Below are 12,628 nucleotides of genomic sequence, written 5' to 3'. Positions count from 1 at the left end.
AGCAGTGAACGAATTCAAGGAGTTCAATTCCTTCGGTGCGGACACTGCGTCAAATAGGACACCGAAAGAGGCGCTGAAAGGTCAGACACAATGGATTGATCGAAATCGCCGCTAGAGGGAACGGCGACGGACTGCGGGCCCCCGGTTCCACCACAACGACAGACCCAGCCCGGCGAACACCAGTAGCGTCCCGGCCAGCACGAACCACGCGGTGATCTCCACGTCCTCGCGGCGCAGGCCGATCTCGCTCGGCAGGTCGCCCAGGACGTCGCTCAGCTGTTCCGAGTCCTCGGCCTGGAAGTAGCGGCCGCCCGTCAGGTCGGCGACCTGGGTCAGCGCTTCCTCGTCGATCTGCGGGTTGCGGCCGCCGCCTCCGCCGAAGCCCTGGGGGTCGCCGCGCATCGGGGATCCGCTGCCCACCTGCTCCGGCGTGCAGACCATCTGGCTCGGGTTCGTGGTGCCGAAGCCGATCGTGAAGACCCGCAGCCGCCGGGCCGCGGCCTGCTCAGCGGCCGTCACCGGATCGACGCCGCGGGTGTTGGCGCCGTCGGTGAGGACCACGATCGTGTCCGGCTCGTAGTCGGTGACGGTTGTTCCCGGTGGGCCGTCGCCCAGGTCGACGCCGGTTGCCGGCACGTCCGGGTTCACCTCGGCCACCGCGTCGATCGCGGTCAGGATCGCCTGGCCGATGGCCGTGCCGCGGGCTGTGGTCAGGCCGTCGATGGCCTTCAGCAGGGCCTGCTGGTCGGTGGTCGGCGGCACCAGCAGGGCCGCGATACCGGAGAACGCCACCAGGCCGATCGGGGTCCGGCCGTCCTGGTCCTCGACGAACTTCTTGGCCGCCTCGGTCGCCGCGGTCAGCCTGTTCGGGGCCACGTCCGTCGCGCACATCGAGCCGGACACGTCGATGGCCAGCATGATGGTGCTCTCGGTCGACGGCACCGCCAGCGACGCCTGCGGGCGGGTCAGCGCGCCGGCCAGGGCCAGCAGGCCGGTCAGGAACAGGATCACCGGGATCCGCCGCCGCCACTGCGACCGGCCGGGCAGGGCCGCGCGGATCAGCGCGACGCTCGACACCCGCAGGGCCGCGCGCTTGCGTCGCTTGTTGGCCCACCAGCGGGCCAGCAGCAGCACCGGGACCACGAGCAGGGCGGCCAGCGCCCACGGCCAGCTCAGCGACATCAGACGATCCTTCCGTGCCAGCGGATCATCAGCAGCGCGCCGGCCGCGAGCAGCAGCAGGGCGAGCCCGGCCACCGGGCCGGTGAGCTCGACCGGCTCCTTGCGGCTGGTCAGCTTCAGGTCGATCGACCGGGTCGAGGCGGCCAGCGCGCCGGAGTCCCCTGCCGTCAGGTAGGTGCCGCCGGTGGCGTCGGCCAGGCCGCGCAGCACCTGCTCGTTCAGCTTGGTCGCGAGCTGGTAGCCCTCGACCTGCACGGTGGCGCCGGCGGTGGTGCCGACGCCGACGGTCTGGATGCGTACCCCGGCCGCGGCGGCCAGGTCCGCGGCCGCCTCGGCCTGCGCGGGGTCTCCGGTGTCCTCGCCGTCGGAGAGGACCACGACGCTCGCCGATCCCCAGTAGCCCAGCTGCGGCGGCGCCGCACCGGCCTCGGGCAGGGTCACCGGCTTGCCGGTGATCGTGGTCAGCGCGGCCAGGATCGCCTGCCCGAGCGACGTGCCGCCGGTCGCGGTCAGCCGGTTGATCGCGGCCAGCGCCGCCGCGTGGTCGTCGGTGGGCGCCTGCGTGGTCAGCGCCTGGTCGCCGAAGACGACGACGCCGATGTCCACGGTGTCCGGTTGCTCCTCGACGAAACTCGTCGCCGCGGCCTGGGCGGCGGCCAGCCGGTTGGGCGCCACGTCCTTGGCCGCCATGCTGTTGGAGACGTCGAAGACCAGCACGACCGTGCCCGAGACGCGCGGCACGTCGATCGTGGCCTGCGGCCGGGCGAGCCCGCCCAGCAGCAGCGGCAGGGCCGCCAGCAGCAACGCGTACGGCAGGTGCCGGCGCACGGCCGCACGGCGCGATCCACCCGGGCCACCGACCCCGAACGCGGCCAGCGCGGCGGTGCGGCGGCGTTGCAGGATCAGGTACGCCCAGACGGCCCCCGCCGTGACCACCACCGCCACCACCAGCATGAACGGATACCGCACGGTCACCGCCGTCCCGACTGCAGCACGAGACCGACCAGCGCCCGCAGCAGGTCCTGGTCGGTGGTGATCCGGTGCGGGCGGACCCCGGCCCGGCGCATGCCCTCGGTCACCGCCTGCTCGTGGGCGCCGACCTGCTCGGCCAGCCGGCGGCGCAGCAACGGGTCGCTGGAGTCGACGAGCAACTGCTCCCCGGTCTCGGCGTCCTCGACCAGCACCAGACCCACGTCAGGCAGCTCCAGCTCGGCCGGGTCGACGATCCGCACGGCCACCACCTCGTGCCGGTGGGTCAGCATGCCCAGCGGCCGGTCCCAGCCCGGGTCACCGATGAAGTCCGAGACCACGAAGACCAGGCTGCGGCGTACCGAGGTGGTGGCGGCGGCCAGCCGCAGCATCGCGGCGAGGTCGGTCGTCGCCCCGGGCCCGGTGGCCGGCTGGGGCTTGGTGAGCTCGTGCGCGAGCCGCAGGATCTGGTTGCGTCCGGTGCGCGGCGGGATGACCTGGTGCGCCCGGTTGTCATACAGGATCGCGCCGATCCGGTTGCCGCCCTGGCTGAGCAGCCGGGCCAGGGCGACGACCAGCTCGGCCGAGACCGAGTCCTTGCCGTGCCCGGCCGCGCCGAAGCGCATCGACGCCGAGCGGTCCAGCACCAGCCAGGCCGTCATGTCCCGGTCCTCGGAGTACTGCCGCACGAACGGCTCGTCCAGGCGCGCGGTGACGTTCCAGTCGATGTGCCGGACGTCGTCCTCGGGCGTGTACGTGCGCAGGTCGGTGAAGTCGGTGCCGGCGCCGTGCCACAACGTGCGGTACGCGCCCTGCAGCCGGCCGTCGAGGCGGCGCACCACCTGCCATTCCAGGCGGCGCAGCAACCGGTCGCTGGCAGTGGCCATCGCTCAGCGGCCCCGGCCGACGGGATCCGGGATCGGCAGCGCCGCCAGGATCTTCTGCAGGACGGCGTCGGCGGTCACGTCGTCGGACAGCGCCTCGTAGGACAGCACCAGCCGGTGCCGCAGCACGTCGAGGACCAGGTCGGTCAGGTCCTGGGGGACGACGTAGTCCCGGCCGCGGACGAAGGCCAGGGCCCGGGCGGCCAGTACCAGGCTGATCGAGGCGCGCGGGCTGGCCCCGAAGGTGACGTAACGGGCCAGGTCGGCCAGGCCCACCGTGCCGGGCTCGCGGCTGGCGTGGGCGAGGCTGACCGCGTACTCGATGAGCGACGGGTCGATGTAGACCCGGTCGACGTCGCCCTGCATGGCCACCAGGGTGTCCGGGTCGATGATCCGCACGATCGCCGCGGCGGTGCCGATCGCCCGCTCGACGACGACGAACTCCTCGGTGGCGCTGGGGTAGCCCACGACGACCTTCATCATGAACCGGTCGACCTGCGCCTCGGGCAGCGGATAGGTGCCCTCGGACTCGATCGGGTTCTGGGTGGCCATCACCAGGAACGGCAGCGGCACCCGGTGGGTCTCGCGGCCGATGGTGACCTGCTGCTCCTGCATCACCTCCAGCAGGGCGCTCTGCACTTTGGCCGGGGCCCGGTTGATCTCGTCGGCCAGCAGCAGGTTGGTGAACACCGGGCCCAGCGAGACCTGGAACTCGCCGGTCGGCTGGTGGTAGATCCGGGTGCCGAGGATGTCGGCGGGCACCAGGTCGGGGGTGAACTGGACCCGGTGGAACTGCCCGCCGATCGCCTCGGCCAGCGACTTGACGGCCAGCGTCTTGGCCAGCCCGGGCACGCCCTCGACCAGGATGTGCCCGCGGGCCAGCAGGGCGACCAGCAGCCGTTCGATCAGCCCGTCCTGCCCGACGATGACCTTCTTGACCTCGTAGAGCACCTGCTCCACCGGTCCGGCCGGGGAGCCGCGCGGGGACCGGCGGCCGCCGTCGGTCCAGTCCTGGCCGCGTACCGGTGCGTTCATGGAACCGTCCTCGGGAATCGGTGGTCGTGGTCAGAGCGGAAGAGCTGGTCCGTCGCCGGGGCCGTCGCCGCCGAGGGCGGTGCCGATCGGCACGGCGAAGCCGATGCCGATGAACGTGCCGGCCTCGGTCGGGTTGGCCAGGGCGACGATGACGCCGACCACCTCGCCCCGGGTGTTGATCAGCGGCCCGCCGGAGCTGCCCGGGTTGACCGCCGCGTCGAACTGGATGAGCCCGGTAAGGTCGGCGGTCCGGCCCCGTCCGACCGAGCGGTCGAGCCCGGAGACGACCCCGGCGGTGGTGCTGTTGCGCAGGCCGAGCTGGTTGCCGACGGCGACCACGGCGTCGCCCACGCCCAGCCCCGCGCCGCCGAGCACGGCCGGCACGACCACCGAGGGCAGCTTGCTGACGGTCAGCGTCGCGATGTCGTCGGCGGCCTCGGCGGTGGCGACCTTGGCCGCCGAGCGGGTGCCGTCGGCGAAGGTCACCTGGATGGCGGTGGCGCCCGCGACGACGTGCAGAGCGGTGAGCACCGTGCCGTCCGCGTTGACGACCACGCCGGTGCCGGTGGCGACGTCGGCGGCGGTGGTGCCGCCCTCGACGCCGCGGGTGACGGCGGAGGAACCGCCGGTGGCCTGGATGAACACCACCGACGGGAGCAGCGTCTGGTAGACCTGCGGGACGGTGAGGGCGGTGGCCGAGGCCGAGGGGCTGGGCGGCGCGGCGACCGGTGCCGGATCGCCCGCGGAACCCCAGCGGAAGAAGATCGCGGCGGTGAGCGCCAGCGCGGCGGCAATCGCTGCCCAGGGCAGCAGACCGCGGTTCCCGTACGCGCGCCAGGGCCGCCTGCGGGTCCGTTCCGGCTCACTGCCGCCCGTGAGGTCGATGACCATCACCCCAGGCTAGGCCGCCCACCTCAAAGATCCATGTGAGTGGCCTGAGCGTGCCGACCGTGCACATACGGGTATGACCGGACACTCCCGGGGGTAGTGCGAGCGCACGGCGACACGGCGTTGGAGGCCCAGTGACGAACGCGGAGGACCAGCTCGGTAAGGACGAGCGTGAGCACCTCGACGAGGAGGAGGCCGAGCAGGTCGAACCCGTCCGGCCGCCCGACCTCAACCAGGAGTCGAACCGCTCGGCGACCCGCCTCGAGCTGTTCTTCGACCTGGCCTTCGTGCTGTTCGTCGCCCGCTGCGCCGACGTGCTGGCCAAGGACGAGACCTGGTCCGGCGCCGCGGTGTTCGCCGCGGTGCTCTCGGTGGGCTGGTGGGCGTGGGCCAGCACCACCCTGTACGCCAACCGGTTCGACACCGACGACGCGGTGTTCCGGCTGATCACCCTCACCGCCATGGCGGGCGTGGTGGCGATGGCCGCCGCGGTGGACAAGATCGACGAACCCACCGGCCGCTGGTTCGTCATCGGTTACGTCATCATCCGGCTGGCGCTGATCGCCGGCTACGTACGGGCCTGGCGGCACGTGCCCAAGGCCCGCTCGACGGCCCGGCTGTACCTGATCGGGCACGGACTGGGCGCGGCTGTCTGGCTCGTCTCGCTGGCCGTGCCGACCCCGGCGCGGTACGTGCTGTGGGGCGTCGGCGTGTTCGCCGACCTGGTGTGGCCGACCGCCGCGGCCCGGTTGAAGGACGCCGTCCCGCTGCACCTGGAGCACCTGCCGGAACGCTTCGGGCTCTTCGTCATCCTGGTCCTCGGCGAGTCCGTGGCCGCCGTGGTGACCGGCCTGCACGACGGCGAGTGGAAGCCGGCCGTGGTGGTCACGGCGGTGGCGGCGTTCGTGGTGGCGGCGGCGCTGTGGTGGATCTACTTCGACCTGTCCGGCGGTGCGGCCAAACGACGGCTGGCCGCCGAGGGTGACCACGCGACCAAGCACGGCGTGCACGACTTCTACGTGTACGTGCACCTGCCGCTGGCCGTCTCGCTGGCGGCGGTGGCGGTCGGGCTCGAACACGCGGTGCTGCACGGGGCCGACGACCACCTCACCGCCGGTACGAGGTGGGTGCTGGGCATCGCCACGGCCGGCTACCTGCTCAGCGCCGCGGTCATGCAGGGCCAGCTGGGCCAGCGGATCCGGGGGGCGGTGGTGTGGCCCGGTGCCGGCGTACCGCTGGCCCTGCTGATCGCCCTGCTCGACCTCTCCCCCGCCGTCACCGTCGGCCTGTTCGCGGTGCTCACGGTGGCGGGCGTGCTGACCGGTTTCGCGCTGCACCGCTCCGGTGAGGTCCGCACCGCCAAGGTCTGAGGCGGGTCAGGCCGGCACGGCGGCGGGCCGGCGCAGCCGGGCGGCGACCAGCGCCACCGCGACCAGGGTGATCACGAGGCCGACCGCGGCGGCGGCCACCGCGCCCCCCGGTACGTCGTCGACGAAGAACGCGGGCAGCGCGGTCACGGCGGACAGCAGCCGGGAGACGACGATCGCGATGACCCCGCCGCGGCTGCCCCGCCACGCCGGGACCAGGGCGGCGACGGTGATCAGGCCGAGTGCGGCGCCGATGGCCGCCACCTCCACCGGTGGCGTCTCGCCGTTGCCGACCAGCAGCGTGATGATGTCGCCCAGGCCGAGCAGGCCGGCGATGACCAGTCCGGTGACGAAGCCCTTCGAACGGTGCATGGTGTCCTCCGAGTGTGCGGGATGCGATGCCCAGCAGTCTCCGGCCGGGCCGCACCACGCCGGATCCGTGCTGCCGCCGGTCGTTTCTCCGTGCTGGCCCGTATCCGTTGCGGCCCCCGCGGCCCTACGGTGAGGACATGCAGGTCAGACCGCTCATCGCGTACGGGATCGCCGGGGTGGCCGGTGTCGTGGCGGCGGCGGGCGGGGTCTTCGCGCACCTGAGCGGCGACCCCGGCGCCGTGGCCTATGTCGTCGTCGCGACGGTCCTCGGGCTGGTCTCCGTGGGCCTCGGCGTGGTGGTGGCCACCCGGCGGCCCGGCAACATCGTCGGTGCTCTGCTCACCTGGGTGGGGCTGCTGCCGATTGAGGTGGCCGCCAGTGACGTCTACGTCGAGGCGGTGGCCCAGCGCCCGGACGTGGTCCCGGTCTCGGCTCTGCTGGTCGCGCTGCACGCCGGCGACTGGATGTTCCTCTACGTGCCGCCGGCCCTGCTCGCTCTGACCTTCCCGGACGGGCGGGTGCCGGGCCGGCGGTGGCGGTGGGTGGGGATCGGGCTGATCGCCGTACCCGTCGCCTTCACCGTGCTGGTGGCGTTCGACCCGGCGCCGTTCCCGGCGCCCTTCACCGGCCTGCCGCACGTGCTGAGCGCCGGTGGTCTCGAACCGGTGCTGATGGCCGCGGGCCTGGCGCTGCTGCCGGTCTTCCTCGGCCTGCTGATCGCCACCGCCGTGTCGATGGTGACCCGGCACCGCCGCGAGAGCGATCCGGTGCGCCGCGCCCAGATCAAGTGGTTCGCGCTGGGCGCCCTGTTCATCCCGGCCACACTGGTGCTGTGCTGGGTCAGCTACCTGTTCCTGGACGGCCCGGACCTGGTGCTGTTCGGGCTCGCGGCCACCTACATCGCCATTCCGGCGGCCACGGCGATCGCGGTGCTGCGCCATGATCTGTACGACGTGGACCGGGCGCTGAGCGCCACCGTCACGTACGGCATCGTCACCACCGCGCTGCTCGCCTTCTACACCGCCGCGACATTCCTGGCCGGCATCGCCCTGGGCCGGGAGTCGGCGGTGGCCGCCGCCGCGGCCACCGCTGTGTGCGCCGCCGCGCTCGCTCCCCTGCGGTCCCGGCTGCAGCGCCGGGTGGACCGGCGGCTCTATCCGGTACGCCGGGCGGCGCTGGCGGCGATCGAGGACCTGCGCCGGCGCACCCACGACGGCACGGCCCAGCCCGAGCAGCTCGAGGCCGAGCTGCGGGTCGCCCTGCGGGATCCGGACCTGCGCATCGGCTACCGGCTGCCGGGTACGCCCGGACTGGTCGACGCCCGCGGCGAGCCGCTGCGGGGCTCGGGCACCCCGGTGGTGCTCGGCGGTACGGACATCGGCGAACTCCTCCACCGGCGCGGCTCGCGCGAGTTGTCCCGGGAGATCGCCACGGCCTGCGCCCTGCTGGTAGAGGTGGTCCGGCTGCGGATCGAGCTCTCCGGGGCGCTGCGCGACGTCGAGTCCAGCCGGGCCCGCCTGCTCACCGTCTCGTACGAGGAACGCCGCCGCCTCGAGCGGGATCTGCACGACGGCGCCCAGCAGCGGCTCGTGGCGCTGGGCATGGCGTTGCGGGTCGGGCAGCGCCACCTCGACGACGGCGGCACCGACGTCACCGGCCTGCTCGACACCGCGGTGGCCGAGCTCGGCACCGCCGTCGCCGAGCTGCGCCGCATCGCCCACGGCCTGCGCCCCAGCAGCCTGGACGACGGCCTGGTCAACGCGCTGACCATGCTGGTCGGCCGGGTGCCCGTGCCGATCACCCTGGACGTGCAGCCGGAGCTGCGCAACGACACCCTGCCCGACGTCGTGGCGACCACCGCCTACTACGTGGCCAGCGAGGCGGTGGTGAACGCGATGCGGCACGCCCGGGCCGCGAGCATCGGCCTGCGGCTGACCCTGGACGCGGACGCGCTGACCGTACGGGTGCACGACGACGGCCCGGGCGGCGCGACCCTGCGGGCCGGGGCCGGGCTGGCCGGGCTGTGCGACCGGGTCGCCGCCGCCGGTGGTGGTCTGCGGCTGACGAGCCCGCTGGGCAGCGGCACTGTGGTGGAGGCGGTACTGCCGTGCGGATCGTGATCGGCGAGGACTCCGCGCTGTTCCGGGAGGGGCTGGCCAGCCTGCTGATCGACAGCGGACACGATGTCGTGGCCAAGGCCGCCGACGCACCCTCGCTGGTGGCCGCCGTGGACGCCACCGAGCCGGACCTCGCCGTCATCGACATCCGGATGCCGCCGGACCACACCGACGACGGCGCCCGGGCCGCCCGGACGGTCCGCGCCCGGCATCCGCGGACCGGGATCGTGCTGCTGTCCCAGCACATCGAGACCCGGCACTCCGTCGAGCTGGTCAGCAGCGGCGGCTTCGGTTACCTGCTCAAGGACCGGGTGCTGGACGTGGACGACTTCGTGGACGCGTTGCGCCGGGTCGCGGCCGGCGGGTCGGCGCTGGATCCGGAGGTGGTGACCCGGCTGCTGGCCGGGCGCGGCGCCGGCGATCCGCTGGCCGCCCTCACGCCCCGCGAGCGTGAGGTGCTGGCCGCGATGGCGGAGGGCCGGACCAACGTCGGCATCGCCCGCCGGCTGTGGCTGACCGACCGCACGGTGGAGACCCACATCGGTTCCATCATGGCCAAACTCGGTCTGGCCGCCGACGAGGAGAACCACCGCCGCGTCCAGGCGGTGCTCGTCTTCCTCAACCGCGCCTGAGCCCGGCGTCCTACAGTGGCGGAATGCTGGACGGTTGCGAGCGGTCCGTCGTCGTCGCGCCCATGGCCGGCGGGGTCTCCACGACCGCGCTGGTGCGGGCGGCGGCCGAGGCCGGGACAGCGGGATTCCTGCCCGCCGGTTACCTGACGCCCGAGGTGGTCGAGGGTCACCTGCGGGAGCTGCGCGATGCCGGTCACCCGTACGGGCTCAACATCTTCGTGCCGTCGGGGATCGCTCCCGACGCCGCGGCGGTGGAGGCCTACCGCGCCCGGCTGGCTCCCGAGGCCGAGCGGTACGGCGTCGAGCTGCCCCCGCTGCGCCTGCACGACGACGACCACTTCGCGGCCAAGGTCGAGCTGGCCGTGGCCGCGGCACCGGCGTGGGTGAGCTTCACCTTCGGCATCCCGGACGCGGCCGTGGTCGACGCGCTGCGCCGGGCGGGTTCGACCGTGCTGATCACCGTGACCGACGCGGACGAGGCGGGAGCTGCCGTGGCCGCGGGCGCCGACGCGGTGGTGGCTCAGGGCGGCAGTGCCGGTGGGCACTCCGCGACGACCCGTCCCGCGAGCTACCTCGGGGACCGGGGCACGGCCGATCTCGTCCGCGAGGTGCGGGCGGCGGTGTCCGTACCCGTGGTGGCAGCCGGCGGGGTCGGTAGCGCGACGGACGTCGCCGGTTTGCTCGCGGCCGGGGCGACCGCCGTCCAGGTCGGCACGATGTTCCTGCTCGCCGCCGAGGCCGGCACGCGGGAGGCGCATCGGGCGGCGCTGGGCAGCGACGGCGCCTCGACCGTGGTGACCCGGGCGTTCACCGGGCAACCGGCCCGCGGGCTGCGCAACCGGTTCACGGACACGTACTCCGCGGACGCGCCGATCGGCTACCCGGCGGTGCACCACCTGACCGCGCCGATCCGGGCCGCCGCGGCCCGGGCCGGTGACGCCGGGGCGCTGCACCTGTGGGCCGGGACGGCGTTCGGTCAGGCCCGGCCGGGGACCTGTCGCGAGATCCTCGACCGGCTGGGCTGACCGGGGCTCACTCGAACGACAGCTCGCCGGTCCGGGTGCGCTTGAGCTCGAAGAAGTCCGGGAAGGACGCCAGCGCCAGGGCACCGTCGAAGATCCTGGCCGCCTGATCACCGCGCGGGATGCTGGACAGCACCGGGCCGAAGAACGCCACCCCGTCGATGTGCATGGTGGGTGTGCCGACGTCGTCGCCGACCGGGTCCATGCCCTCGTGGTGGCTCTTGCGCAGGGCCTCGTCGTAGTCGGTGCTGGTGGCGGCCGCGGCCAGGGTCGCCGGCAGTCCGGCCTCGGCCAGCGCCTGAACGACCACCGCGTCGAAGTCCTGCCGGCGGTGCTGGTGGATGCGGGTGCCCAGCGCCGTGTAGAGGTCGCCCAGCACCTGCTCGCCGTGCTCCTGGGCCGCGGCGGTCACCACCCGGGCCGGGCCGAGCGACCGGTCGACCAGCTCGCGGTACCACTCCGGGAGCTCGCGGTGCTCGTTGAGCACGTACAGGCTCATCGGCCGGAAATGCAGCTCCAGCTCGCGCAGCCGCTGGACCTCCAGGATCCAGCGGGAGGTGATCCAGGCGAACGGGCAGGCCGCGTCGAAGTAGAAATCCACCCTGGTCAAGTCGGCTCCTTCTCTGGTTGCCGGTTGAGCCTACGACGGTAGAGTGGCACCTCCCAAGGGCCAATCCGGTGCCATCCGAGCAGACCAATCGCGGGGCAGATGAGCTTCCAGGTGCACCTGACCGGTTCAGGTGATCTTGTCGTCCAGGTCTACCGGCAGCTCCGGGAGGCCATCCTGGACGGCCGGCTGCGACCCGGCGAGCGGCTGCCACCCACCCGGGAGCTGGCCCGCAACGCGGCGGTGTCGCGCAACACCGTCTCGACGGCGTACGAGCGGCTGCTGGCGGAGGGTTTCGTCACGGCGCGGGTCGGCTCGGGCACCTTCGTCGACGGCACGGCCGCCCTCGACCGGCCCGCCGGCGCCGCGCCCGGTGGCAGCCTCCAGCCCCGCGGGATCTGGCCGGAGCTCGCCACGACGCCTCCGCAGCGCCCGGAGCCCCGGTACGACCTGCGGGTGGGCACCCCGGACCCGGCACTGTTCCCGTTGCCGTCGTGGCGTCGCCTGGTCAACCGGGAGCTACGCACCGGCACGCTGGCCGCGGGGAGCTACGCCGACCCGGCCGGTCATCCCGCGTTGCGCGCCGCGGTGGCCCGCTGGCTGGGCATCTCCCGGTCGGTGCGCACCGGGCCCGGCGACGTTCTGGTCACCAACGGCGCCCAGCAGGCGCTCGACCTCATCGCCCGGGTGCTGGTGGAGCCCGGTGCCGTCGTGGCGGTGGAGGAGCCCGGCTATCCGCCCGCCCGCCGGTTGTTCCGGTCCCACGGCGCCACCGTGGTCGGTGTGCCCGTGGACGACGAAGGGCTGGTCGTCGACGCGCTGCCGTCGCGGGCGCGGATCGTCTACACCACACCGTCGCACCAGTTCCCGCTGGGCGTGCCGATGTCGCACGCCCGGCGCAGAGAGCTGCTGTCGTGGGCGGAACGGCACGGCAGCGCCGTCGTCGAGGACGACTACGACAGCGAGTTCCGCTTCGAGAAGCGGCCGCTGGAGCCGTTGCAGAGCCTCGACCGTGGCGGCCACGTCATCTACGTCGGTTCCTTCTCCAAGACCATGCTGCCGGCGCTGCGGCTGGGCTTCCTGGTCGCGCCGGCCACGCTGCTCCCGCCGCTGCGGCTGGCCCGGCAGGTCGCCGACTGGCACGGCGACACCGGCACCCAGGCGGCCCTGGCGGCCTTCATCGAGGAGGGCCTGTTCGGCCGGCACCTGCGCACGGCCACGAAGGTGTACGGCGCCCGCCGCGCCCTGCTGCTCACCGCGCTGGACGGCGACCTGGGCCGCCGGCTCGTTCCGGTGCCCTCGGTGGCCGGCCTGCACCTGACCGCCCACCTGCGCGCGGACGCCGGGGTGGACGCCGCCACCGTGGTCGCCCGGGCCGAACGCGCCGGGGTCGGCGTGCAGAGCCTGGCGGACTTCTGCGCGGCGCCGCCGGAACGTGACGGCCTGGTGATCGGGTACGGCAGCATCCCCACCGACCGCCTCCCCGAAGCACTGCGCCGGTTGACCCGCTGCTTCACCCCGTGAGCCGGATTGGCCCGAACGGTTCGGCGGCCA

General features: G+C 73.5%; 12 protein-coding genes. 5 read left to right on the top strand and 7 right to left on the bottom strand.

All coding sequences use genetic code 11. From position 1 onward, the window contains the following. Positions 1 to 111: 111 nt before the first annotated feature. The 5 genes from ACQP2Y_RS19710 to ACQP2Y_RS19690 are packed head-to-tail and all read right to left on the bottom strand — an operon-like array spanning position 112 to position 4,960. Entirely contained in the window at positions 112 to 1,182 is a 1,071-nt protein-coding gene (locus ACQP2Y_RS19710) for a VWA domain-containing protein (protein ID WP_433730301.1), read from the bottom strand. After that, positions 1,182 to 2,156: a vWA domain-containing protein gene (locus ACQP2Y_RS19705; RefSeq protein WP_433730299.1), complete on the bottom strand. Its 975-nt coding sequence runs from the start codon at positions 2,154 to 2,156 to the stop codon at positions 1,182 to 1,184. The genes ACQP2Y_RS19710 and ACQP2Y_RS19705 overlap by 1 nt, the downstream gene beginning before the upstream one ends. Beyond that, positions 2,153 to 3,037, bottom strand: a complete 885-nt coding sequence (locus ACQP2Y_RS19700) for a DUF58 domain-containing protein (protein ID WP_433730297.1) — start codon at positions 3,035 to 3,037, stop codon at positions 2,153 to 2,155. Before ACQP2Y_RS19700 ends, ACQP2Y_RS19705 begins: the two co-directional genes overlap by 4 nt. Positions 3,038 to 3,040: 3 nt before the next feature. Beyond that, entirely contained in the window at positions 3,041 to 4,069 is a 1,029-nt protein-coding gene (locus tag ACQP2Y_RS19695; protein WP_433730295.1) for an AAA family ATPase, read from the bottom strand. Positions 4,070 to 4,099: 30 nt separating this feature from the next. Then, the gene (locus tag ACQP2Y_RS19690; protein WP_433730293.1) at positions 4,100 to 4,960 is read right to left on the bottom strand and encodes a S1C family serine protease; all 861 of its coding nucleotides are present in this window, start codon (positions 4,958 to 4,960) and stop codon (positions 4,100 to 4,102) included. 131 nt (positions 4,961 to 5,091) lie between these two features. Here ACQP2Y_RS19690 and ACQP2Y_RS19685 point away from each other — a divergent pair, with 131 nt between their 5' ends. Continuing rightward, the gene (locus ACQP2Y_RS19685; protein WP_433730291.1) at positions 5,092 to 6,327 is read left to right on the top strand and encodes a low temperature requirement protein A; all 1,236 of its coding nucleotides are present in this window, start codon (positions 5,092 to 5,094) and stop codon (positions 6,325 to 6,327) included. A gap of 6 nt (positions 6,328 to 6,333) precedes the next feature. Here the strand turns inward: ACQP2Y_RS19685 and ACQP2Y_RS19680 are convergent, their stop codons facing one another. Further along, entirely contained in the window at positions 6,334 to 6,696 is a 363-nt protein-coding gene (locus tag ACQP2Y_RS19680; RefSeq protein WP_433730289.1) for a hypothetical protein, read from the bottom strand. Positions 6,697 to 6,833: 137 nt separating this feature from the next. On the opposite strand from ACQP2Y_RS19680, the gene ACQP2Y_RS19675 reads away from it, so the two are divergent. Genes ACQP2Y_RS19675 through ACQP2Y_RS19665 form a run of 3 tightly spaced genes read left to right on the top strand, consistent with a single transcriptional unit; the run spans position 6,834 to position 10,470 of the window. Then, the gene (locus ACQP2Y_RS19675) at positions 6,834 to 8,816 is read left to right on the top strand and encodes a sensor histidine kinase (RefSeq protein ID WP_433730287.1); all 1,983 of its coding nucleotides are present in this window, start codon (positions 6,834 to 6,836) and stop codon (positions 8,814 to 8,816) included. Next, on the top strand, positions 8,804 to 9,445 hold the full coding sequence (locus ACQP2Y_RS19670) for a response regulator transcription factor (RefSeq protein ID WP_433730285.1): 642 nt from the start codon (positions 8,804 to 8,806) through the stop codon (positions 9,443 to 9,445). Before ACQP2Y_RS19675 ends, ACQP2Y_RS19670 begins: the two co-directional genes overlap by 13 nt. Before the next feature lie 23 nt (positions 9,446 to 9,468). Further along, positions 9,469 to 10,470, top strand: coding sequence for a nitronate monooxygenase (locus ACQP2Y_RS19665; protein WP_433730283.1), 1,002 nt, complete (start codon positions 9,469 to 9,471; stop codon positions 10,468 to 10,470). A gap of 7 nt (positions 10,471 to 10,477) precedes the next feature. Here the strand turns inward: ACQP2Y_RS19665 and ACQP2Y_RS19660 are convergent, their stop codons facing one another. Next, positions 10,478 to 11,077, bottom strand: a complete 600-nt coding sequence (locus tag ACQP2Y_RS19660) for a mycothiol-dependent nitroreductase Rv2466c family protein (protein ID WP_433730281.1) — start codon at positions 11,075 to 11,077, stop codon at positions 10,478 to 10,480. A gap of 99 nt (positions 11,078 to 11,176) precedes the next feature. Here ACQP2Y_RS19660 and ACQP2Y_RS19655 point away from each other — a divergent pair, with 99 nt between their 5' ends. After that, positions 11,177 to 12,598 carry a PLP-dependent aminotransferase family protein gene (locus ACQP2Y_RS19655; protein ID WP_433730279.1) on the top strand — a complete coding sequence of 474 codons (1,422 nt, stop codon included), beginning with the start codon at positions 11,177 to 11,179 and terminating at the stop codon, positions 12,596 to 12,598. Positions 12,599 to 12,628 lie beyond the last annotated feature (30 nt).

It is taken from the genome of Actinoplanes sp. CA-051413, assembly GCF_050955795.1.
Lineage (GTDB): Bacteria > Actinomycetota > Actinomycetes > Mycobacteriales > Micromonosporaceae > Actinoplanes.
This window is presented reverse-complemented; position numbering and strand designations above follow the sequence as displayed.

What these genes read in the sequence shown, in the direction of transcription:
- ACQP2Y_RS19710 (WP_433730301.1), bottom strand. Translation starts at nt 1,182, where the DNA reads ATGTCGCTGAGCTGGCCGTGGGCGCTGGCCGCCCTGCTCGTGGTCCCG.
- ACQP2Y_RS19700 (WP_433730297.1), bottom strand. Translation starts at nt 3,037, where the DNA reads ATGGCCACTGCCAGCGACCGGTTGCTGCGCCGCCTGGAATGGCAGGTG.
- ACQP2Y_RS19695 (WP_433730295.1), bottom strand. Translation starts at nt 4,069, where the DNA reads ATGAACGCACCGGTACGCGGCCAGGACTGGACCGACGGCGGCCGCCGG.
- ACQP2Y_RS19690 (WP_433730293.1), bottom strand. Translation starts at nt 4,960, where the DNA reads ATGGTCATCGACCTCACGGGCGGCAGTGAGCCGGAACGGACCCGCAGG.
- ACQP2Y_RS19680 (WP_433730289.1), bottom strand. Translation starts at nt 6,696, where the DNA reads ATGCACCGTTCGAAGGGCTTCGTCACCGGACTGGTCATCGCCGGCCTG.
- ACQP2Y_RS19675 (WP_433730287.1), top strand. Translation starts at nt 6,834, where the DNA reads ATGCAGGTCAGACCGCTCATCGCGTACGGGATCGCCGGGGTGGCCGGT.
- ACQP2Y_RS19665 (WP_433730283.1), top strand. Translation starts at nt 9,469, where the DNA reads ATGCTGGACGGTTGCGAGCGGTCCGTCGTCGTCGCGCCCATGGCCGGC.
- ACQP2Y_RS19655 (WP_433730279.1), top strand. Translation starts at nt 11,177, where the DNA reads ATGAGCTTCCAGGTGCACCTGACCGGTTCAGGTGATCTTGTCGTCCAG.